The 23,043-nt window shown below is 43.3% G+C and carries 15 protein-coding genes; 9 read left to right on the top strand and 6 right to left on the bottom strand.

Going from position 1 to position 23,043, the window contains the following annotated elements:
- Positions 1–107: 107 nt before the first annotated feature.
- Entirely contained in the window at positions 108–1,118 is a 1,011-nt protein-coding gene (locus WH214_RS00490; RefSeq protein WP_339421719.1) for a hypothetical protein, read from the bottom strand.
- Between the two features lie 238 nt (positions 1,119–1,356).
- On the opposite strand from WH214_RS00490, the gene WH214_RS00485 reads away from it, so the two are divergent.
- Entirely contained in the window at positions 1,357–1,647 is a 291-nt protein-coding gene (locus WH214_RS00485) for a hypothetical protein (RefSeq protein ID WP_339421718.1), read from the top strand.
- Positions 1,648–1,798: 151 nt separating this feature from the next.
- Here the strand turns inward: WH214_RS00485 and pta are convergent, their stop codons facing one another.
- From pta to WH214_RS00470, 3 genes are all read right to left on the bottom strand, one after another.
- Complete coding sequence (pta, locus tag WH214_RS00480) at positions 1,799–3,940, bottom strand: phosphate acetyltransferase (RefSeq protein WP_339421717.1); 2,142 nt, start codon at positions 3,938–3,940, stop codon at positions 1,799–1,801.
- Positions 3,941–3,995: 55 nt separating this feature from the next.
- Positions 3,996–5,213 (bottom strand): acetate/propionate family kinase, encoded by a 1,218-nt coding sequence (locus WH214_RS00475; RefSeq protein ID WP_339421716.1) that lies wholly within the window; start codon positions 5,211–5,213, stop codon positions 3,996–3,998.
- Positions 5,214–5,821: 608 nt separating this feature from the next.
- Entirely contained in the window at positions 5,822–7,087 is a 1,266-nt protein-coding gene (locus tag WH214_RS00470) for a glutamate-5-semialdehyde dehydrogenase (protein ID WP_339422952.1), read from the bottom strand.
- Between the two features lie 306 nt (positions 7,088–7,393).
- Between WH214_RS00470 and WH214_RS00465 the strand changes: the two genes are divergently transcribed.
- A complete protein-coding gene (locus WH214_RS00465) occupies positions 7,394–8,725 on the top strand; it encodes an alpha/beta fold hydrolase (RefSeq protein WP_339421715.1) in 1,332 nt (443 codons plus the stop codon).
- A gap of 58 nt (positions 8,726–8,783) precedes the next feature.
- On the opposite strand, the gene WH214_RS00460 is transcribed toward WH214_RS00465, so the two are convergent.
- The gene (locus WH214_RS00460) at positions 8,784–9,659 is read right to left on the bottom strand and encodes a class I SAM-dependent methyltransferase (protein WP_339421714.1); all 876 of its coding nucleotides are present in this window, start codon (positions 9,657–9,659) and stop codon (positions 8,784–8,786) included.
- Positions 9,660–9,817: 158 nt separating this feature from the next.
- Positions 9,818–10,834, bottom strand: coding sequence for a beta-N-acetylhexosaminidase (gene nagZ / locus WH214_RS00455; protein ID WP_339421713.1), 1,017 nt, complete (start codon positions 10,832–10,834; stop codon positions 9,818–9,820).
- Positions 10,835–11,075: 241 nt separating this feature from the next.
- Between nagZ and WH214_RS00450 the strand changes: the two genes are divergently transcribed.
- The 7 genes from WH214_RS00450 (at position 11,076) to acnA (ending at position 22,989) form a co-directional block, all read left to right on the top strand.
- On the top strand, positions 11,076–13,271 hold the full coding sequence (locus tag WH214_RS00450; RefSeq protein WP_339421712.1) for a carboxy terminal-processing peptidase: 2,196 nt from the start codon (positions 11,076–11,078) through the stop codon (positions 13,269–13,271).
- Positions 13,272–13,536: 265 nt separating this feature from the next.
- Complete coding sequence (locus WH214_RS00445) at positions 13,537–15,615, top strand: bifunctional diguanylate cyclase/phosphodiesterase (protein WP_339421711.1); 2,079 nt, start codon at positions 13,537–13,539, stop codon at positions 15,613–15,615.
- A 168-nt stretch (positions 15,616–15,783) separates the two neighbouring features.
- A complete protein-coding gene (locus tag WH214_RS00440) occupies positions 15,784–17,373 on the top strand; it encodes a peptide chain release factor 3 (protein ID WP_339992712.1) in 1,590 nt (529 codons plus the stop codon).
- Between the two features lie 90 nt (positions 17,374–17,463).
- Entirely contained in the window at positions 17,464–18,282 is an 819-nt protein-coding gene (locus WH214_RS00435; protein WP_087011481.1) for a hypothetical protein, read from the top strand.
- Between the two features lie 47 nt (positions 18,283–18,329).
- Entirely contained in the window at positions 18,330–19,280 is a 951-nt protein-coding gene (locus WH214_RS00430; RefSeq protein ID WP_339421710.1) for an RsiV family protein, read from the top strand.
- 12 nt (positions 19,281–19,292) lie between these two features.
- Positions 19,293–20,108 carry a TatD family hydrolase gene (locus WH214_RS00425; RefSeq protein WP_339422951.1) on the top strand — a complete coding sequence of 272 codons (816 nt, stop codon included), beginning with the start codon at positions 19,293–19,295 and terminating at the stop codon, positions 20,106–20,108.
- Between the two features lie 127 nt (positions 20,109–20,235).
- Entirely contained in the window at positions 20,236–22,989 is a 2,754-nt protein-coding gene (gene acnA, locus WH214_RS00420) for an aconitate hydratase AcnA (RefSeq protein WP_339421709.1), read from the top strand.
- Positions 22,990–23,043: the final 54 nt, after the last annotated feature.

The raw sequence follows: 23,043 nt of genomic DNA, 5'->3' as shown, positions 1-23,043 counted from the left end.
TACAGCGTTACCGCTGTGATCATTGGCTATACTGGACATAGTCGTATCTAGAGTTGTCAGGGAATTTTTTTACTGACAATAGCTTGAACTAAATCTGCATGAGCTCATCATGATGCTGTATTGGCCTTAATCCGAAGTGCTTCCATCTCAATCTCAACCATTTTTTGAGAATTGGATCGTTTCTTTTGCAACTCCTCAAACTTTTGTCTATCTGGCGAGCTGGATAAGATAATATTACCCATTTCAATTTGAAGATTATTGTCTTTTTTGAGCTTCTCACGGGCTGCGACTACTTCTGAGCTTTTGAGAGATACCATGTCGTAATTTTGATTTAGGCTTTGAATGCGCTTGTTTGATTTTTCAATTGCAGTTTTCAGAGCACGCAGATCTTTTTTTTCCATCGCATGTTTTATCTCCCACATTGAGTTTTCTGCTTCTTGTTTGGTTACACTTGTTTGTGCCCCGAGCGCAATGAGGTCATGTTTGATGTCTGCTGCATTATCTTGACTTAGATGTGAGTTGGTCTGCGGTGCAGTGCGAGCCGCGACATGGGGTTCGGTATTTGGTTTTGGTTGTTGTCGTGTGTTGTCTAATGCCCCAGTATTTAGCTGAGGATATACCATGCGTTGTAAGGCTCTCATTTCACTGACAGAACTTTGTTGTATGACGCTGATTTTTGCTTCTAATCCAGTGATGCGATCCATCTGAGGTGAGGTTTTAGTGTTTTCTTGTGCCAGTTCAACACCAAGTAAATGGACTTGCTTAAATTTTTCACTGAGCGCAGCAACCTCACTGCTTTTGAAGTTTGTTGCATCTAGTGCGGTATTAAACGCAAGAGAATGGGTTTTCAGTTGTTCTAGCAGGGCGGGGATGGTATCGACTTCTTTATTTTGACGAGCTGCTTTAAGTGCATCTTGTGCGTTCAAAATGGCCTGGGAGTTTTTATTCGAAATCTGATCTAGGGCATCAAAATCCGCTTTAATGTCAGCTGGATTGGCTGTACTTAAGTTTTTATATGCAGTGGTTGAGTCTGACGGTGTTTGGTGCTGCTTAGATTCATTACATGCTGTCAGTGAAAATGTTGTCATTATTAGAATTGGAAGCCATTTTTTATTCATTATGAGACCAATGATTTAGAATTTAATTATATCGCTTGAGTATATTTCTTAAGTTTCTGAAAAGTAAAGTCTTACTGTTTATCTGTGTTTGGGCTATGTTCGTAAATATACATTAGTTGAATGTTTGAGAGGCTATACTATTTGGTGGCACTACACTCAGTTCAATTATAGATGCTGGAGGGGAGGGTGACGAATTTGTATTTAGTGAAAAATGGTTTCACATCGTGTGCTGATTACAGTGGCGATCGCAAAATTACAATTTAAGACAGTTCATGAGAAGAGAATAATGGAGCTTTCATTTCTTTCACTAGTTGGTTGTTTATTGATAGTTGGTGGATTATTACTTCCCATTTACACAGCAAATTTATTTCCTTTATCAAAAAAATCAAATGAGCAGTATCAAGAGATGATGAGGAAAGGTGACCGTGGGTGGATTATTGATTTTAAGATCAATCAATGGATAAGAAAAAACTGGATTTACATTCCAATTTTAGGTGTACTCATCTTTTTTATTGGGTTGTTATTCTAAGTGAATAAGTAGATTTTTAGCCTAAGATATTGATAAATAATTATGAAGGTGTACGGCTTTTTCTAAACGTTTATTTCATTGAATACAGCGCTTTTAAAATAAAAAACCACCCAACTGTTCAGTCGGATGGTTTTTATCAGCTTAAGCTGCTTTACGCTGTTGCTTGCTGTTCTGCTTGAATTGCAGTGAGTGCAATCGTAAACACGATGTCATCCACTAAAGCCCCACGAGACAAATCATTTACAGGTTTGTTCAGACCTTGCAACATTGGGCCGACGCTTACGACATTGGCAGAGCGTTGCACGGCTTTATAGGTCGTATTGCCTGTGTTTAGGTCAGGGAAAATAAACACATTGGCACGACCTGCAACTTTAGAATCAGGTGCTTTCGAGCGTCCGACACTTTCAACCGATGCTGCATCGTACTGAAGCGGCCCATCAATCAACAGATCAGGACGGCGTTCTTTCGCTATACGTGTTGCCTCAGCGACTTTTTCAACTTCAGCTCCAGTACCAGAGGTACCCGTAGAGTATGAAATCATCGCAATACGTGGGTCTAAACCGAAGGCCTTTGCTGAATCAGCCGATTGAATCGCAATTTCAGCGAGCTCTTCGGCATTTGGGTCTGGGTTAATCGCACAGTCGCCATAAACATAGACTTCATCGGGTAACAGCATAAAGAACACGGAAGAGACCAGTGAATACTCAGGCGCTGTTTTAATCAGTTGGAAGGCTGGGCGTACAGTATTGGCTGTGGTGTGTATTGCACCTGAAACCAAACCATCGACTTGATCAAGCGCCAACATCATGGTACCCAGAACGACTGTGTCTTGCAGCTGTTCACGCGCTTGCAGCTCGTTCAGTTTCCCTTTACGCAGTTCCACCATTTTTTCGACATAGTTTTCACGAATTAAATCTGGATCGATAATTTCTAAGTCATGTGGAAGCTCAATACCACGTGCTTTAGCCACTTCTACTACAGCTTCAGGTTTTGCCAATAAGATACAGTGTGCAATGCCACGAGATTGGCAAATGGCCGCCGCTTGAACTGTACGTGGTTCATCGCCTTCAGGTAGAACAATGCGCTTCTTCGCAGCAATCGACTTTTGTACCAATTCATGGCGGAAAGCCGAAGGTGAGAGACGAGGTTGGTACGAGCCATTCAACATTACCTTTAGCCATTCTTCATTGATATGGCTCGACACAAAACGAGTGACTTGTTCAGCGCGTTCCGTATCATCGACAGGAATTTCATTGCTGAGATTGGCTAAGCTCTGCGCCGTGTCGAACGTGCTGAGCGCTGTATGTAAAATTGGTAAGCCTTGCTTAATCGCTGTTTGGCAGAACGCAAGCACTTGCTCGTTTGGTGTATGGTGTTCAGTTAGGACCAAACCTGCCAGTGGAATACCGTTACTACTTGCTAAGCTGGATGCCAAAAGCACATCGATACGATCTGATGCACTAATGATCAGCTCGCCTGCGACAAACTTATGAAGTTCGTGCTCAATGTTCGATGCAATCAAACTGCTATGCAACACACGACGTTGGGTCGCGTCGCCTTGATTGATCCATTCCGCTTGAATGTGTGAAGCCAAGTCCGACATACGCGGTACGCTAAGCGTGTTGCTAAACGGAACCAAGCCAATCACAGGGAGTTTATCTGAACCGAGTTTTGGATGGGTCTTTTGGAGCTCAATTATGAATTTATTGGTATCGCTGATTAAACGCAGACTTGGGTCAAACGTCACTGGAATGTGTGCTGAGTCATCGGGCAAGCCTTTGGTGCGCATCAATAACACACCCGCAGTTCGCTCTGAACTCGCACCCCCAAAGTAGCGTAGTTGACTGTCGACTTTTTCAGCCGTCACGCTCGGTTTATTAATGTCTGCATTACTGACAATAATGACTTTGGCATCGAGTGCTTGTGCAAGTTGTGCATTTAGTTCAGAAGCAAAAGAATCTCGGCTATTTGGGACTAAGCCTTCAACAATAATCAGGTCATGCTTACGCGCAATAGTACGGTGCAAACGAACCGCATCTTCAAGTAGCTCATCATTTTCACCTGCACTGAGTTGTTGCAAAATGGTGTGATAGCTAATTGGTTCAACGGTTTCATTTTTTGAAACATGGTGATAGAGCGCTGTGGTACGGTCTGCACCTGTAGTCAGTTCTTGAGAAAAAGGTTTTAAAAATCCAGCCTTAACACCTTGGCATTCCAGCGCATAAACCAAACCCAGACAAGCGGATGTTAAGCCGACGCCTTCCCCAGTGGGCACAAGTAAAATCGTTTTCATATATTTATTCGTCATACAAGAATTTAAAACAGACTTGAGTGAATGTAACGATCGCTTAAGCGATCGCTACATTGTCTTCAGACTTTTTTGCAGCAGTTTGAATCACCTCATCGGCTACAGATGCAGTCTCTTTGGCTATACGGCCTTCTTCATCGGTCGGTACAACCCAAATTTGCGGGCCTGTACCTGTATCAATACGGCCTTCGGTACCACGTTTTAAACCGTCATTGGCTTCTTTACTCAAGTTAAAACCAAAGTGTGGTAGGAAAGCGACTGTTTTTTCACGAATATATGCCGAGTTCTCACCAATACCACCCGTGAAGAACAAGCCATCAAGACGTGGTAGACCACAGCTCAGCGCGGCCAATGATTTTGCAAGGCGGTAGCAGAACACTTCAATGGCTAAAGTCGCATCTTCATTGCCTTGTTCTGAGGCTTCAATCAAAGTACGCATGTCATTCGAAAGATCAGACAAACCGAGTAAGCCCGATTGGCTATTCAGCATTTTATCAATTTTATAAATGTCCCAGCCTAGGTTGTTGGCAAGGAAACTATGTAAGCTTGGATCGACATCACCACTGCGTGTGCCCATCACGACACCTTCAAGTGGAGTTAAACCCATTGACGTGTCTACACTTTGTCCATTCCAAATTGCACAAGTAGAGCTACCATTACCCAAGTGTGCAGTTAACCAGCCTCCTTGTTTGAAGCTACCTGCTAGTTCTGAACCGCGTTCAGACACATATGCATGGCTCGTACCGTGGAAGCCATAGCGACGTACATTGTGTTCAGTGTATAAAAATTTGGGCACAGCATAGCGGTAAGCATGTGCAGGCATAGTCTGGTGGAATGCTGTATCAAATACAGCCACTTGTGGTAGCTCTGGGAATAAACGCATAGTGGCGTCAATCCCAACCAAGTGCGCAGGGTTGTGTAGTGGTGCTAGTGGTGTTGCTGCACGAATGCGTTCGACAATTTCTTCTGTTAAAAGCTCAGCTTTGGTCAATGTACCGCCGTGTACCACGCGGTGACCAATGGCTTGAGGGTTATAATGTGAAAGGCGTTCTAAGATGGTTTCCAATGCTTTTTCATGATCGGCATGTGGAATAGACAATTCAAGGGGTTGACCACCCGCTGTAATGCCTTTGATACGAGCGTCAGCAGAACCTAAGTTCTCAGCTAAACCGAAAATACGATCTTCACGACGTTCAGAAACGAGCGCATATTTGATTGATGAAGATCCGCAGTTAATTACTAATACTGATGTAGACACGTTTTAATACCTGATTCTAATTGAATTATCCGTCCTAGAACTGATCTTCATGCAGTACGTTCTTATGCAATCTTGATCATTTTTTATGTTGTATCATGTGTATATTTTTAGTCCTAGATAGACTTTAGGTGATTAGACTTAAGCACTATCGACCGTCTGATGAATAATAATTAAAATTTATCGGTTCATGATTTTCATTTATTCATGAAATGATGCTGAATTATTCATCAGCTTCAACCCTTTAAAAATAACACGCTATCTGCTGAAAACAGCTGAATATATTGTGGCTTTCCTGTTTATTTTTGATATTTCATTTTAGATCCACACATAATCACATGCGCAATCAACGTGACCATCAAAAAAGCATGATTTCCTCTAGATTTTAAGCATTCGCATTGAAATGGTACTGATTGAGTTGGCAAACGCCTTTATGTGAAAAAAGGGATACAAGTCAAAACAACAGCCGATAGGGGATCAGTAAAATACGCGTGCATCTTATAATGATAATGCTTTTGTTTTGAGAGTGCTCGCAGAGGGCTTTCAGATATAAAAAATGTTCAGCCCTTTGGAAAGAGCTGAACATATATATTTTAAATATGTCGGATGAGTTATTGGCGAATTTGGCCATCACCAAACACAATCCATTTTTGTGAAGTCAGGCCTTCTAAGCCGACTGGGCCACGGGCATGGATTTTATCCGTTGAGATGCCAATTTCTGCACCTAAACCATATTCAAAACCATCGGCAAAACGGGTCGAGGCATTGATCATGACAGAACTCGAATCAACAGCAGCCAAGAACTCACGAGCTAGAGAGTAGTTTTCTGTAATGATTGAATCGGTATGGTGTGAGCCGTATTTATTGATATGCTCAATCGCTTCTTCCATACCAGACACCACTTTCACCGCTAAAATTGGACCGAGGTATTCGGTGTACCAGTCTTCTTCTGTCGCCGTTTTGACTGCCGCACCTAAAATGCGCTGAGTTTCAGCACAGCCGCGCAACTCCACTTGTTTTTCAGTGTAGAGCTCAGCGACACGCGGTAAAAACTCATCTGCGACTTTTTCATCGACCAGCAAAGTTTCCATTGCATTACATACGCCATAACGGTGAGTTTTTGCATTGAGCGCAATCGGTAGGGCTTTTTGTAGGTCAGCTTGCGCTTCAACATAAACGTGACAGTTCCCATCCAAGTGTTTAATCACAGGGACACGGGCTTCCTTGCTGATACGTTCAATCAGGCCTTTGCCTCCACGTGGAACAATTACATCGACAAATTCAGTGAGTGTAATCAGTTGCCCCACGGCTGCACGGTCTGCGGTGTTAATGACTTGAACCGCATGTTCAGGTAAACCCGCCAGTTTTAAACCGCGTTGGATGGCTTCAGCAATGGCTTTATTGGATTCGAGCGCTTCAGAACCACCACGTAAAATAATGGCATTACCAGACTTCAGTGCTAAAGACGCGGCTTCCAAGGTCACATTTGGGCGAGACTCATAAATCATGCCAACCACGCCTAAAGGAACGCGCATCTTACCAAGCTGGATTCCTGACGGACGATAGGCCATATCGGTGATTTCACCGACAGGATCTTTGAGGCCAATCACATCTTTTAAGCCTTGCAACATGCCTTTAAAGCGTGCGGGAGACAGTTCTAAGCGATCAAGTAAAGCACTGTCTAAGTTGTTGCCGTGCGCTTTGTTCATATCTGTTTGGTTCGCCGCTAAAATAGTGGGCTCACTGTTGACTAAAGCAGTATAAATAGCTGACAACGCGTTGTTTTTAGTTTCGGTAGAGGCACGCGCCAAAATACGAGAAGCTTGACGTGCTTGCTGTCCTACCGTTTGCATATATTGTTCAATCGACTCTTGCATAGCGGTTTGATCACTTAGAAATTTCACAGAAGATAGTAACAGCCTAACACTCGACCGCATAGTCTCTACATGAAAAATCCAGTGTAGAGGCGGACTTATACATATTTTGAAATTGTTTTTTATCTAAAACATGATGAGCGGTTACACAATCTGTTGCGTGTAAAACAGTGCTCTGTATAGAATGAATTTTAGGACATGAAGTCCTTGCATAATTATTACAACACTGAACACCCTGTTGCCGTTGACAGGCGTGATCGTGCATTTCTTGCAAAACAAAAAGTATAGGCAAGAGTAGAGGGAAGGAACATGAATTCTATGATTCAAAGGGATGCCGAGCTAGATGACGCGAATTTACGCTTAGGTTTTTTTGATGTTTACCATCGTAACAGCTTTAAAGAACCTGCACGAACCACATGGATTGAGGGCTGGAAAGTCGAATATATGGCGATTGCTCGGCCAGAGTCATTCCATCGCACGCCTATCGTGATTATCGGTGGGGCATTTCAAAACTTTAATTCCTACAAATACTGCGTTGAGCAACTGCTCGATGCTGGTCCGATTGTCCTGATTGATCTGCCTTCAATGGGCGCCAATCAACAAATTCGTAATATCGATACAGGCTTGTCTGCGGGTACCTTAGAACTGGGTGATCTCGCGAAAATGCTCGGTGTTTGGTTAGACATTGAAGGATTAGACAAAGTTTCAGTGATGGGCATGTCACTGGGTTCAGTGGTGGCATCTTGTCTGGCCGATCAACGACCAGAGCTGATTGACCGTATGATTTTAATGGGTGTGATGCAAAAGACCCGTAAAAGCTGGCGGATGTTGCTGGAAGAGTCGTTACATTTAATGCGTGAACAACGCATGGATGAGTTTGGTCAGGCCGTGATTTTGTATTTGGTCAATCATGCCAAAATGGATAAAACCAAAATGTCACCCACAGCCAAGCGTTTGTTCTTCAGACAGATGGCGGAGTTTACCGCAACAGAACAAGAGCGCTATGAAATCAACTGCAATCGTTTGCTTCGCCTCACCGATGTGCCGATTCCACAGTGCAAAGTCTTGGTGGCCTGTGGCCAATATGACAGTTTTACCTTGCCACATGAAAATGCCAACTTTGCGTTGCAATGTCCTGACATGGAATATGCGCAAATTGCCAATGCAGACCATGTGCCACAACTACAACGTCGTAAAGAAACCATGCACCTGTTTGCGACGTTTTTGAAGGAGGAGTCCATTCAGCACTTAGACGGGATTATCGCCTTTAGTCGAGCACAAATGCTGGATATGGAGCGCCGTGGTGAAGAGCGGGTTCAGATTCAACACCCTGAAACCTTTTTAAGCTATCGCCATTCGGATTTGGTGATTGCGACAGAAGTGGTGGATTTGAACTACTTTGGGGTACTTTTACGCTTTGAATCAGAGTTGGCTGCTGTGGCAGCTAAATATCCGCGTGATTTAGCTTTGCACTTGAGCGATGAAGAAGGCGAGTTTCAGATTGAATGTTTAATTTTTGCGGAAGATGGACCGTATATTCGTGCCTTATTTAAACATGGCAGTTTTGAACTCGCGGAGCGACTGCTTCGCTTTGTGGGGCGTCAGAAACAAGAACAGACGTTGCTCGAAGCTGTGAGTTAAGTGAAAGTCAAAAATAAAAAAACAGCGTGTCATCGCTGTTTTTTTATGGGGACTAAGTTTATTGCTCGGGTTGATTGGGCTTTTGCCATTGGCTATGTATCAACCAGACCAAGTCGCCTAAGTGGTCCTGCTGATCTAAGTTTGAAGTGTCGGACTGAGTGCTATTGAAAGCTAAAGTGGGTTGGTGAACGGTAACAGTGTGGAAGCCTACTTGTTTGAAAAACTGAGCCGCTTCAGGCGGACTGACAAAGTGAAAGCCAAAGGCGCTACGGGACATCCATTTTAAAAGCTTGCTACTGCTCCAGATAAAGTTAGCCAGCTTATTTTTCACAGGTTCAGGGTAGAGGTCAGTCAGATAATATAACTGATCAAACTGCTGTCCGTATTGGACAATGCCTTGTAGCAGTTGAGTGAGCATGTCTTTGCTAAAGTAGTTGATCAAACCTTCACTCACCACCACCAAAGGGCGGTTTGGGTCAAACACCTCAAAAGCACGGGCAAAATCTGCACTAAATAAGTCGGCGGAGAGAACTGCTGGGCTGGTCTGATCGATCTGTTTTAAGGCCTGAGTTTTGATTTGCGCCATGTCAGGTAAGTCGAGTTCACGATAGTCAATATCAGGATACTGTTGGCGAAAGCTCCAGCCGCGTGGGGACAGGCCACTGGCAATTTCTAAAACTTGTAAATTTGGGTACTGTTGGATCAGTGCGCTGAGGTGATCATCAATCATTTGATGACGCTGTTTTAAGGTGGTGCGCATGCTGCCACCGACGTGTTTCTCAGCCCAACTTTCGAGTGGATGCACCAGTTTGGCCAGTAACTTCCCTTTGCGGGTGGCAAATACAGGGTGTGAGATGCCCATGCTATACCAAATATAGCCTGTATAGTGTGCAGTAAAAGAGATATGGCGATGAGCCGATAAAACATCTGTCATGGTATCCGTACCTGATATTTTGTTGTTTTAGCGTTGTTGTTTGGGCAATGCAGAGCAAGCCTGTTGATTTATTTTGCGTTTATCATAATGAAAAAAGGACATCTTGTGATGTCCCTTTGTCCGAAATATCGAGGTTGAAATGGTCAAAGATGAAGTGCTTAACTTAATCTAAACAGTTCCACTTGGTCGCGTACTTTGGCCCAATCTTCACCTAAATGCAGCGTCGATTGAACGTTGACGTTTGGAATCTGACCACGCATGCGTTCTAAGCGAGCTTGGTTTGGTAGCGCCAGTTGGCTAATCCCCTCCAAAGCCACGCATGCAGCTGCTCGGTCATTACACACCAGTCCCATGTCACAGCCTGCATGGAGTGCGGCTTGAATGCGTGCATCTGCACCGCCTGCAACACATGCAGCTTGCATGCTTAAATCATCTGAGAATAAGACCCCATCAAAGCCCAGTTGTTGACGTAGAATGGTTTGAATCCAATACGGTGAAAAACCTGCTGGGTTTGGATCGACTTGGTTATAAATCACATGTGCAGGCATGAGTGCATCCAACTGTGGCATCAGTTTGATAAAAGTCTGCATATCTTTGGCATAGATTTCATCATATGTGCGTGAGTCGATGGCTGCTGCGACATGTGAGTCTGCTTGGACTGAACCATGACCGGGGAAATGTTTGCCTGTCGATGCCATGCCTGCGGCTTTCATCCCTTTTAGGAATGCACTGGCCAGCGGTACGATGTCTTGAATATTTTTGGCAAAGCTACGGTCACCAATCACATCACTGATGTCATTGAGGTCGAGCACAGGGGCAAAGCTAAAGTCGATACCGACGGCAAGAACTTCTGTCGCCATCAACCAACCAGATTGTTCCGCCAAGCTTAAGGCTTTTTCAGGTTCGCTTAAGAATAGCTCGCCAAACTTACCCATTGCTGGAAGTAGGCTAAAGCCCTGTTTTAAGCGTTGCACACGTCCGCCTTCTTGATCGACAGCAATCAAAATATCAGGACGAATTCGGCGCATGTGGTCGGTGAGGGCGCGAACTTGTGCAGGAGACTCAATATTTCGTCCAAATAAAATCATGCCACCGACTTGCGGTGCTTGTAATAGTGCAATATCTTCTTGAGTAAGTTCTGTGCCTGCGATGTCGAGCATCAATGCGCCAATCATATTGGGTGTCCGTATTTGATTTTTTGGTCAGTGACTGTTTTGGCTCTGAAAGGAGAGCGAAACAGGTCGTCGAAAACAATACCCGAATTTTGCAATGATTTGCTACATTTTGTCAGCACAGATTATGATAAAACTACACGACATAAACAGATTAAGTTGTTTAAGATTTTGAATATTCTCAATTCATGTCGAAAAATGACATTGTAATTTTGGTCAAAAACCAAGGAACTAAGAATTATTTATGAAACTTCAAACCATTGCTTGTGCGGTTGCAATTGCAACGGGTGGATTCTTTTTCACCCATGCCATTAATGAAGCCATTGCAGCGACTGAAACTACCGCTGTAACCAAACAAGCTATTGTTCCGTCGCAGGAGCAGGCTTTGGTGTCTCGTCAACTGGCGACCTTGGTTGACCGTCAACATTATCTCAATCAACGTTTAGATGCGAAAACATCGGCACGTATTCTCGATTTCTATCTGGACAGTTTAGATCCAGATCATTCGTTGTTTCTTGCCTCTGAAGTAGAGAGTTATAAGCGTAAATATGGCTCAAACTTAGGTGCGGCTTTAAAAGCAGGGGACTTAAGTGGACCGTATGCGATTCATGCACAGTATCGAGATCGTTTGACCCAGTTTTATACCTATATGCTGGATGAGCTGAAAAAGCCGCAGAACTTAAAACAAGCCAATGTTTATATCGAAACGGATCGTGAAAAGGCACCGTATTTTGCCAATGAAGCGGCGCAGCGTCAGCATTGGAACAAAATGTTGGTTTCGCAGCTGATTAATTTGACCATTAGCAAAGAAGAAGAGTTGGCGAAGCAAAAAGCGCTTAAAGCCAACCCAGAATTGGCCAATGGACAAGATCTCACTAGCTCGGAAGATTTAACCCCAGTACAAACCTTAACCAAGCGTTATATGCGCCAGTTAGAACGTATTTCACGGGTGAAAAGTGATGATGTGTTAGACAAAACACTCAATGCGATGACGCTTACCTATGATCCGCACAGTAACTATTTCCCACCTGTCGATGCAATGGAATTGAATCGTCAGACAACTTTGCAGCTTGAAGGGATTGGGGTGTCGATTCGACCTGAACGGGGCAATGAAGACTACACCAAAATCGAAACCATTGTGGAAGGTGGTCCAGCGAGCAAGTCAGGACAGGTGAAGTCGGGTGACCGCATCATTGGTGTGGCACAAGATGGCGAAAAAATGGTGGATGTCATCGGTTGGCCGAGCAATGAAATTGTGGGCTTAATCCGTGGTAAACGTGGTACCAAAGTCACCATACGGTTACTCGGCTCGGGTGCACCGATGAGCCAAGCACGTAATGTGACCATTAGCCGTGACGTCATTCAAGAAGAAGATGCTGGGGTACGTTCACGTACCGTAAATGTGGCGCGTGATGGTCAGCAGTACACTTTTGGTGTGATTGAAATACCGTCTTTCTATTTAAACTATCGTGCACGCCGTGCGGGCACAGAATATCGTTCTGTATCTGAAGATACCAACAATGCGCTGAAAACTTTAGCGGCCAAAAATGTGTCAGGGATTATTATCGACTTACGTAATAACCCAGGGGGATCACTTGAAGAAGTGGCTCGTATGCTTGGACAGGTGATTAAGTCAGGTCCTGTGGTGCAAATTCGAGATGGTAACGGCAATGTGAGCGTTTTCGAAGACGATGACAATGGTGCGCAAACCTATGCAGGTCCATTGGCAGTGATGGTGAATTTAGCATCTGCATCTGCAAGCGAAATTTATTCTGCTGCGATTCAAGACTATGAGCGTGGCATTGTGATTGGTAGCACCACCACAGGTAAAGGAACCGCACAAGTTCAGCTCGATAACTTGGCGCATGGTCAAGCGACACTAACGCAACGTAAGTTTTACCGTGTAACGGGTGGCAGTACGCAAAACAAAGGCGTGATTCCAGACGTGAAGCTGGTAGATATTTACAATGAAGAGTTTGGTGAGCGTAAAGCGAAAAATGCGCTTGAGTGGGACACCATTCCAACCGCGCCGTTTAAACGTGAAGGTAGCATTGCACCGTATGTGAAACGTTTAGGTGAGTTGTCACAAGCACGCGTTAAAGTCGACCCGCAGTTTAACTATCTTGAACAGCGTAAAGACATCTCGAAAAAGACCGAAGATCAAAAACGTGTAGTTTTAGATATTGATCAACGTAAAGCTGAATTGTTAGCACTGGAAAAACAGACTTTAGATTCGGAAAACAAGCGCCGTCAGATTGCAGGACAAAAGCCTTATGCAAACTGGGAAAGCTATCAAGCTTCTATGGAAGCTTTGGTTGAAGCACGCGCTAAAATGAAAGCGAATCAGCGTCCTGCATTGCCTGAAGAGGAAGCATTTGTGACTGAATCTGCAAATGTCTTGTTAGATTATGCCAAGTTGCAAAAAGGCTCTGCAAAGTAGTTCAATTCTTGAGTAGGTATATTAAAAAGCCAGTTTCGACTGGCTTTTTATTTAAATTGTGATTTGAAACACAAATGCGGGTTTGGCGGGTTACCAAACCGATCTTCAAGGTAAAATAAATCTATAAATTCTAATAAGATTTCTATGTTTTTTTCTTGACCTGAACCTGTTTGTATAAGATTCTTAATCGGGTAGCAATGCTTTTCGCCTTTGATAAAAAGGATATATAAATGAAGAAAAAGAGCAATTAATACGGACACTTTATATGATGCATGTGCATTACGATTTTAGTTTGGTATTAGGTTCAATTGTTGTGGCATTGTTGGCGTGTTTTTTTGCAGTGTCGACCGAACGCTTATTATTTCGTGCTTGGCGTAAAAAATTTCAAACAGGGTTAATTTTACTCAGTAGTTTTTTCTTAGGCTGTGCCATTTGGGCCATGCATTTTGTGGGCATGTTGGCTTGTGATTTGCCGACGCATAGTTATTTTGACCCTGCGCTGACGATTCTTTCTTTTTTTATTGCCTTTATTGCATCTGTTTTTTCAATTTGGTTGACCACGCGTCAGACCTTACCTTTCTTAAGATTGGTTTTGGGGTCGGTATTGATGGGGCTTGGTATTTCGGGCATGCATTATACCGGTATGATGGGACTGATTATTGAGGGCTATCAGAGTGCTTATGATCCCTTGCTGACAGTTTTCTCTATCTTGATTGCGATTAGTGGGTCGGGTTTAACCTTTTGGCTGATTTTTAAATATAAAAGTGCGGTCAGTAAGAAACTGTTGTACCAATGGTATGTTGCAGGGATGATGGCCTTGACCATCGTAAGTATGCATTATACCGGTATGCTTGCAGTCTCGTTCTATCCAACCCATAGTGATAAACTGGTGATGACCCTTGAAGCAGGTCAAAGCATCGTTTTATTTGTTGTTATCTTTATTACCTGTTTGATTTTGGTGGCAGCATTTGTTGTTGCGGTGCTGGAACAACGTTTAGAAGAGCGCAATATTCAACTTTCTCTGGCCAATAAAGAGTTGGCAAATCAGGCGGTACAGGATAATTTAACCAAGCTGCCCAATCGATTGTATTTGGCGGAATACGCCCATTTTTTGTTTACAGATCAACGCTTCCGCAATGAAAGCATTGCCTTTTTATATATCGATTTAGACCGCTTTAAAGCCGTAAATGATGTCTTTGGGCATCATGTTGGGGATCAATTATTGGTTCAACTGACCACACGGATTCATCGCCACTTAAGTAAAAATGAAAAAATTCTCAGAATTGGTGGGGACGAGTTTCTGATGGTGCTGGAGCAGGCTACTCCAGAGCAAGCGTGCCAAATGGCGGAACACGTGCTGGAGTTGATTCAAGATAGCTTTTTGATTGCGGGTAAAGAAATCAATGTATCTGCGAGTATTGGTATTGCGATGTATCCTGAGCATGGCAGTAATTTGCAAGATTTATTGATTAATGCTGATGCAGCGATGCTGACCTCAAAATATCAAGGAAGAAATACCTATTCTATTTTTAACTACAGTTTTGACCAACAAGAAGCGAAAAGCCAAACTAAGCTAATCAATGACTTATACAAAGCCGTAGAAGAACAACAGTTTGTTTTGTATTACCAGCCTAAATTTACCATCCAAGATCAACGGATTTGTGGAGTCGAGGCATTGATTCGCTGGAAGCATCCGACTTTAGGTTTGCTGACCCCCAATATGTTTATTAAAGGTGCGGAAAAAACGGGGTTGATCATCCAAATGGGGTATTGGGCTCTGGAGCAAGCGTGTAAGCAACTACAAATTTGGGAACGAGAGAAAATTGAACTGTATCCAATTGCTGTGAATTTATCGGCGGTGCAGTTTGAGCATAAGCATTTATTTAATAATCTTGAGCATCTTTTTGATAAATACAAGGTCAACCCAAACCATTTAATTATTGAAATCACTGAAAGTACGGCCATGCACCATATCGAAGGCAGCATTCGTACCTTACAGCGGTTACGTGAAATGGGAATTCGTTTGGCGATTGATGACTTTGGGACAGGACATTCCAGTTTTTTATATTTAAAAAATCTTCCTGTGGATGAGTTGAAGATTGATCGTGGCTTTATTCATGAGCTGACCGTTGGTTCAAAAGATGAAATGATCTTAGAAAGTATTGTTCATCTGGCGATTCGCTTGGGTTTAGTCGTGACGGCAGAAGGTGTAGAAAGTCCTTTGCAAATGGAAATCTTGTCACGGTTAGGCTGTCAGCAATTACAAGGTTATTTGTTGGGCATGCCTATGGATGTTAAGCGCTTAGAAGAGTTTGAGTACACAGCGTCAACTTATTTCAATTAAGCCACTCATTGAAACGCTTTGGCGTGAGGTGCTTTCTCGCTTCGCTTGATAAAAGACAATAGAAGCTCAAGCGGTATTCGGATACAATTAGCCCAATTTAGAATTTCTTTTATAGGACTTTGTGGTCGTATCGATCATGAGGGCTATGATCAATTGCAGATTTAATTTATGTTTAAAAATGAATTAGCCGCGCAAGTTGCGCAGCGTCGCACCTTTGCGATTATTTCCCACCCCGATGCTGGTAAGACCACCATGACAGAAAAATTGCTGTTGTGGGGGCAGGCCATTCAGATTGCAGGTATGGTGAAAAGCCGTAAATCGGACCGTGCAGCCACTTCGGATTGGATGGAAATGGAAAAAGAACGTGGTATTTCGATCACTACCTCTGTCATGCAGTTTCCATTTAAAGACAAGATGATCAACCTACTCGATACGCCGGGACACGAAGACTTCTCTGAAGATACGTATCGTACCTTAACGGCGGTCGATTCAGCTTTGATGGTAATTGACGGTGCAAAAGGTGTCGAAGATCGTACTGTGAAACTGATGGAAGTGTGTCGTATGCGTGACACACCGATCATTTCATTTGTGAACAAAATGGACCGTGAAATCCGTGAGCCTTTAGAGCTGTTGGATGAAATTGAAAACGTTCTCAAAATCAAATGTGTGCCGATCACTTGGCCGCTTGGTACAGGTCGTGACTTCGCTGGGGTGTTTAACCTGATCGAAGAAAAGTTTTATGTGTATAAAGCAGGTTTTTGTTCAACCATTACCGAAATCGAAGTCCGTGATGGTTATGACTATCCAGACTTACGTGAAAAAGTCGGTGAGCTGGCTTGGGCGGCATTTGAAGAGTCTCTAGAGTTGGTGCAAATGGCCAATGAGCCTTTAGACCGCACAGAGTTCCTTGCGGGTCGTCAAACGCCTGTATTGTTTGGTACAGCATTAGGTAACTTTGGTGTAGACCATGTGTTAGATGCATTTAGCAACTATGCGCCTGAACCTAAAGCACACCCAACAGAAAATCGTTTGGTTGAAGCAACTGAAGAGGGTTTTACTGGCTTTGTCTTTAAAATTCAAGCCAATATGGACCCGAAACACCGTGACCGTATTGCCTTTATGCGTATTTGTTCAGGCAAATATGAAAAAGGTTTGAAAATGAAGCATGTGCGTCTAGATAAAGATGTGCGTATTAGTGATGCTTTGACTTTTTTAGCTGGTGATCGTCAGCATCTAGAAGAAGCATGGCCGGGTGACATTATTGGTTTACATAACCACGGTACGATTCAAATTGGTGATACTTTTACCTCAGGTGAAAAATTGCAATTTACGGGCATCCCGCACTTCGCCCCTGAAATGTTCCGCCGTGTACGTTTGAAAGATCCATTGAAATCGAAGCAGTTACAAAAAGGCTTAAAAGAACTTTCAGAAGAAGGTGCAACACAGGTCTTCATGCCGCAAAATAGCAATGACTTGATTGTCGGTGCGGTAGGTGTGCTTCAGTTTGAAGTGGTGGCATACCGTTTGAAAGAAGAATACAAAGTTGACTGCGTCTACGAGCCTGTGAGTATTAATACAGTGCGTTGGGTGTCATGTGATGATGACAAAAAATTCAATGAATTTAAGAAAAAAGCACATGATCAATTATCGGTAGATGGTGGCGGTCACTTGACCTACTTGGCACCGAGTCGTGTGAACTTACAACTGATGCAAGAGCGCTATCCAGACATCGTGTTCCGCAATACCCGCGAACACTAATCGGGATGTTAAAAAATAAAACAGCTTCTTCGTGAAGCTGTTTTATTATGCAAGATACTTTATTTTAATCATGAATTTCATGGAAGACGCATGTTGCAGAAACAGGCTATTTATACAATATTGGTGAGTTTGACTGTCTTATTGACGGCATGTGACTCCTCTAAACAATCTGAAACAGACGCAGATGCCAAAAGCTCGGTATTTAAAACAGAGCAGGCTGAAGTGTTACCGTATTTAAATATTCAGCAACAAGCGGCTGATATTGCACAGCCATTTTGTGAAACCAAGAATTGTATTGAATTAGATCTGCAAAGTTTAACAACGGCAGATCCGTGGTTAAACCAATGGATTGCCAAAAGTCAGGCTAGAGTGATTCAAGATCAAATTGGCTTAAAACAAGACATGAACTTACAGCAAGCTATTAATGCCTATGTGAAAAAGTCGGATACATGGCAAGCCGAATTCAAGGGTAACAAGGCTTATAGCTTGGCGATGTATACGCGTATACCGTATCAGCGCAATCAGTTTGTATTGATGCAAATTGGGGTTGATACCAATCAAGAGAATGTAAATGTTAAGGAACGTTATTATTTCTTTGTTGCGGATCGTAAAAACCAAAAAGCGGTGGCATTATTAGATTTAATTCACCCGAAACAGCAACTGGCGATGAATGTGTTGGTGCAAAAAGCGTATCAAGACTGGTTGAAGAAACAAGAACCTGACGTGAGAAAATCTGCACCAGCGAAGTTGTACTGGGGGCAAGCAGATTGGTTTTTTGACCAAGAGGGCATCGGTTTACATTATCGGACTCATGAGATTGTAAAAGATGGGACTCAGCTTGATATTTATTTGACGAAAGCACAAACTCAACAGGTATTAAAAGCCGATGTTTATACCCAGTTGTTTTAGTGCATTGGCTAAAGCAAGAGCCGGCTTCACAAGGTAATAGGTTATTTATGTTAAAAAGCAAAACAATATTTACAATCAGCGTACTTGCAGCTGCCATCAGTTTGACAGCCTGCCAACCAAAAGATAAAGAGCCTCAAACTCCTGCAACGCAAACCACAGCGGCTTCAGAGATAGAAACAGCCTTAAAGCTGGTCGGTGACACCGAAAAATTACAATTCGAATTACCTGAATGTGATGGCAATGCTTGCCCAGAATTAAACATTGATCGTTTGCAAAGTAATCAAGCGTTTATTGATGATTTTATTGATCAACAAATTGTGAAAGATTTATCGCAGATTATTGATATTTCGCCGATGCATAGCAGTTCTGCTACCGAGGCATCAAGTGCTGTGGCGGCAAGTTCTGAACCTGCGGTAGTGGGCCAAGTCCTCACCCCTAAACTGAAACTAGAGAAACAAGTTCAACCTTATCTGGCTACTTTTCTGGGTTTAGACCAAGAGTTGAAAGCCTTAAGTTCGAACCATCAAATTAGTTTGATGATTAAACCGAAAATTTTAAATGCCAAAGATCCTTTGGCCACGGTGGTGTTGAACACCAGTAGCTACTTAGGCGGTGCACATGGTTCATCATCACAGCATTATTATAATTTTGACTTGAAGCAGCAAAAGCTGGTGAGTTTGGATGATCTATTGTTGCCGAATCAGAAGGCGGCGTTAAATAGAGTAGCGCATGAAGCCTTTCGTACTTGGGTCGTCGACTCTAAGTTAGCGACCAATGTCGATGAATATGAGCAAGCGTGGAAGTTTAGCTTGAGTAACAATTATTACTTGGGCACTGAAGGTCTGATTTTGCAATATGGCGAGTATGAAATTGGCCCTTATGTGGTGGGTTTACCGCGCTTAACTCTTGGCTATGATCAACTCCAGAAAATTTTAAAGCCTGAGTATTTACCAAAATCCAAACAGAGCGCGCAGGCTGCTTCAGAAGCCAAGAGTTAATCAAGCATGAGCTTGCCTCTGTTCGACACCCATACTCATTTTGATGTTGCCGATTTTGATCCTGATCGGCAGCATTTGGCTGAGCAAGCAAAACATGTTGGGGTGGAGGCACTGGTCCTCATTGGTTTTCTTGAATCACGATTTGATACGCTGATTCAGACACATCAGCAATTAAAAAGCTGGGAGAATGTTCCATGCTCTTACCTTGCCCCAGGCTTACATCCGTTTTATATCGAACAGCATCAGACTGAACACTTACAACGTTTAGAGCAGGTTTTGCAGCAGCAGGACTGCGTAGCTGTTGGTGAAATTGGTTTAGACACCTTTTTAAAAGAGCATAAACAGCCTGCACTTTTCGCCAAGCAGCAATCTTATTTTTCTGCACAACTGGAACTTGCTAAGCAATATCAAAAGCCAGTGTTATTACATATTCGTAAAGCGCATGCAGAAAGCATTGCCATTTTAAAAGCCCAGAAATTTAAATTCGGTGGTATCGCTCATGCCTTTAGTGGTGGTGTGGAAGAAGCCAAGGCCTTGGTCAAACTCGGTTTTAAAATTGGAGTCACAGGGCAAATCACCAATCCAAATGCCAAAAAATTGCATCAAGTGGTGCAAGCTCTTGGTAGTGAACATTTGGTGATCGAAACGGACTGTCCAGATATGACGCCGTTGTGTTGTCAAACATCGACCGAGCATCGCACCCGCAATACACCGGTGAATTTACCTTATGTTTTGGAGAGTCTTGCGCAGACATTGGATCAGTCTGAGTGGGCGCTAGCAACTCAACTCTGGCAGAACTCATTGGCCGCGTTGCATTTAAAATTTTAGAAGAATAAGACAATAATCTCGATAAAAATAAGATAACCAAAAGGGAACACATTCTTTTCTAAACAGGCTTACATTAAAGAAAGAACATCATAATAAATAAATTCGCCAATACTGGGAGGGCAACCGAATGGCCAGATATAGCAAAATCAATAGTTTCAATGCATTACAAACACTCACGGTGGGTGAAAAATCCTATCAAATTTTTAAGCTCCCTCAAGCCGCCCAAACATTGGGTAATATTGATCATTTACCCAAGTCTTTAAAGGTCTTACTCGAAAATTTACTCCGTTTTGAAGATCAAAAAAGTGTAAAAGTAGAGCATATTCAAGCCCTAGTCGATTGGCAAAAAACCAGAAACTCTGATCAAGAAATTCAATATCGGCCTGCACGTGTACTGATGCAGGATTTCACTGGGGTTCCCGCCGTGGTTGACTTGGCTGCCATGCGTGCCGCAATGGCACAAGCGGGTGGTGATCCGAATTTGATTAATCCCTTGTCCCCTGTCGATTTGGTGATCGACCATTCCGTAATGGTCGATCATTTTGCGGATAAAGATGCCTTTGCTGAAAATGTCGAAATTGAAATGCAACGCAATGGTGAGCGTTATCAATTCCTACGCTGGGGACAATCAGCTTTTAATAACTTTAGCGTTGTCCCGCCGGGTACAGGAATTTGCCACCAAGTCAATTTAGAGTATCTGGCTCAAGCGGTATGGCTGGGGGAGGATGAGGGACAAACTTTTGCGTTCCCTGATACCTTGGTGGGAACAGATTCGCATACCACCATGATCAATGGCTTAGGCGTGCTCGGTTGGGGTGTTGGCGGGATTGAAGCTGAAGCGGCGATGCTCGGGCAGCCTGTATCTATGTTGATTCCTGAAGTGATCGGTTTCAAACTCACAGGAAAACTCAATGAAGGCATTACTGCAACAGATTTAGTTTTAACCATCACACAAATGCTACGCCAAAAAGGCGTGGTTGGTAAATTTGTTGAATTCTATGGCGATGGTTTGGCCGACTTGCCTTTGGCTGACCGCGCAACTATTGCCAATATGGCGCCTGAATATGGTGCGACCTGTGGTTTCTTCCCGATTGATGATGTGACCTTGGCCTATTTAGCGTTGACTGGTCGTGAGCAACAACGGAATGATTTGGTTGAAGCGTATAGTAAAGCGCAAGGCCTGTGGCGAAATGCAGGTGATGAACCCATTTTTACCGATACTTTGAGCTTGGACATGAGTACAGTGCAGGCCAGTTTGGCAGGCCCTAAACGTCCGCAAGATCGTGTTTTGTTGTCAGATGTACCTAAAACTTTTCATGACTTGATGGAACTAAATCTCAAGCCAGCCAAAGAAGCCAAAGAGCGTTTAGAAAATGAAGGTGGTGGCACAGCTGTTGAAGCTAAAAAAGCCAATCTACCGCATGAGGAGCCATCTTGCACTATTGATGGAAAGTCCTATCCATTGAATCATGGTGATGTGGTGATTTCAGCCATTACCTCATGTACCAATACCTCAAACCCAAGTGTAATGTTGGCTGCAGGACTTCTTGCCAAAAAAGCTATTGAAAAAGGTCTACAGCGTAAACCGTGGGTGAAAAGTTCGCTTGCGCCCGGCTCTAAAGTGGTGACTGATTATTTGGCTGCGGCAGGTTTAACACGGTATTTGGATGAATTGGGTTATAACCTGGTCGGTTATGGCTGTACTACGTGTATCGGTAACTCTGGACCACTGCCTGAACCGATTGAAGAAGCCATACAGTGCCATGATCTGAATGTCGCTTCAGTACTTTCAGGCAACCGTAATTTTGAAGGGCGTGTGCATCCTCTGGTGAAAACCAACTGGTTGGCTTCGCCGCCTTTGGTGGTGGCTTATGGTTTGACGGGCAATATCCGTACAGATTTGACTACACAACCGATTGGTCTAGGCAAAGATGGGCAAGCGGTTTACTTGAAAGATATTTGGCCGAGTCAGGCTGAAATTGATCATGCGCTACAGAGCGTGAATACCGCGATGTTCCATAAAGAATATGCCGCGGTATTTGATGGTGATGCAGCATGGCAGGCGATTCAGATTCCTCAAAGTCAGACCTATGCTTGGCAAGAGAATTCAACCTATATTCGCCATCCGCCATTTTTTGAAGAGATTGGTCAGCCACCGAAACCGATTACCAATATTGAACAGGCACGTATTTTGGCTGTGCTTGGAGACTCGGTCACCACCGATCATATTTCTCCAGCGGGTAATATCAAGAAAGACAGCCCCGCAGGACGCTATTTGCAACAACAAGGGGTTGAACCCAAAGACTTCAACTCTTATGGATCTCGACGTGGCAACCATGAAGTGATGATGCGAGGCACTTTTGCCAATATTCGCATTAAGAATGAAATGTTGGGCGGTGAAGAAGGTGGAAACACGATCTATATTCCAACAGGAGAAACCTTGCCAATTTATGATGCTTCTATGCTTTATCAGCAGCAGCATACGCCATTAATCATTATTGCTGGGAAAGAGTATGGTACAGGTTCATCGCGCGACTGGGCTGCCAAAGGTACGAACTTATTGGGAGTTAAAGCGGTGATTGCCGAAAGTTTTGAACGAATTCATCGTTCCAATTTGGTTGGTATGGGTGTATTGCCATTGCAATTTGTCGATGGACAAACGCGCCAATCCTTAAATTTGACAGGTCGTGAAGTACTTTCGATTCATGGATTATCGGATGATATCCAGCCGCATCAAACCTTGGAAATTCAGGTGCTTCGAGAAGATGGCAACCAAGACCAATTTACAGTGCTGTGCCGTATTGATACCTTGAATGAGGTGGAATACTTTAAAGCTGGCGGCATTTTGCATTATGTACTGCGTAATTTAATTGCAGCCTAATCTCAATGAAATAAAGCCCTGTCAGTAGCAGGGTTTTATTGTTTGTAGTGATAC

It is taken from the genome of Acinetobacter sp. MYb191 (assembly GCF_037572605.1).
Taxonomy (GTDB): domain Bacteria; phylum Pseudomonadota; class Gammaproteobacteria; order Pseudomonadales; family Moraxellaceae; genus Acinetobacter; species Acinetobacter johnsonii.
This window is presented reverse-complemented; position numbering and strand designations above follow the sequence as displayed.

What these genes read in the sequence shown, in the direction of transcription:
- WH214_RS00490 (WP_339421719.1), bottom strand. Translation starts at nt 1,118, where the DNA reads ATGAATAAAAAATGGCTTCCAATTCTAATAATGACAACATTTTCACTG.
- pta (WP_339421717.1), bottom strand. Translation starts at nt 3,940, where the DNA reads ATGAAAACGATTTTACTTGTGCCCACTGGGGAAGGCGTCGGCTTAACA.
- WH214_RS00470 (WP_339422952.1), bottom strand. Translation starts at nt 7,087, where the DNA reads ATGCAAGAGTCGATTGAACAATATATGCAAACGGTAGGACAGCAAGCA.
- WH214_RS00465 (WP_339421715.1), top strand. Translation starts at nt 7,394, where the DNA reads ATGAATTCTATGATTCAAAGGGATGCCGAGCTAGATGACGCGAATTTA.
- WH214_RS00460 (WP_339421714.1), bottom strand. Translation starts at nt 9,659, where the DNA reads ATGACAGATGTTTTATCGGCTCATCGCCATATCTCTTTTACTGCACAC.
- nagZ (WP_339421713.1), bottom strand. Translation starts at nt 10,834, where the DNA reads ATGATTGGCGCATTGATGCTCGACATCGCAGGCACAGAACTTACTCAA.
- WH214_RS00450 (WP_339421712.1), top strand. Translation starts at nt 11,076, where the DNA reads ATGAAACTTCAAACCATTGCTTGTGCGGTTGCAATTGCAACGGGTGGA.
- WH214_RS00445 (WP_339421711.1), top strand. Translation starts at nt 13,537, where the DNA reads ATGATGCATGTGCATTACGATTTTAGTTTGGTATTAGGTTCAATTGTT.
- WH214_RS00440 (WP_339992712.1), top strand. Translation starts at nt 15,784, where the DNA reads ATGTTTAAAAATGAATTAGCCGCGCAAGTTGCGCAGCGTCGCACCTTT.
- WH214_RS00435 (WP_087011481.1), top strand. Translation starts at nt 17,464, where the DNA reads ATGTTGCAGAAACAGGCTATTTATACAATATTGGTGAGTTTGACTGTC.
- WH214_RS00430 (WP_339421710.1), top strand. Translation starts at nt 18,330, where the DNA reads ATGTTAAAAAGCAAAACAATATTTACAATCAGCGTACTTGCAGCTGCC.
- acnA (WP_339421709.1), top strand. Translation starts at nt 20,236, where the DNA reads ATGGCCAGATATAGCAAAATCAATAGTTTCAATGCATTACAAACACTC.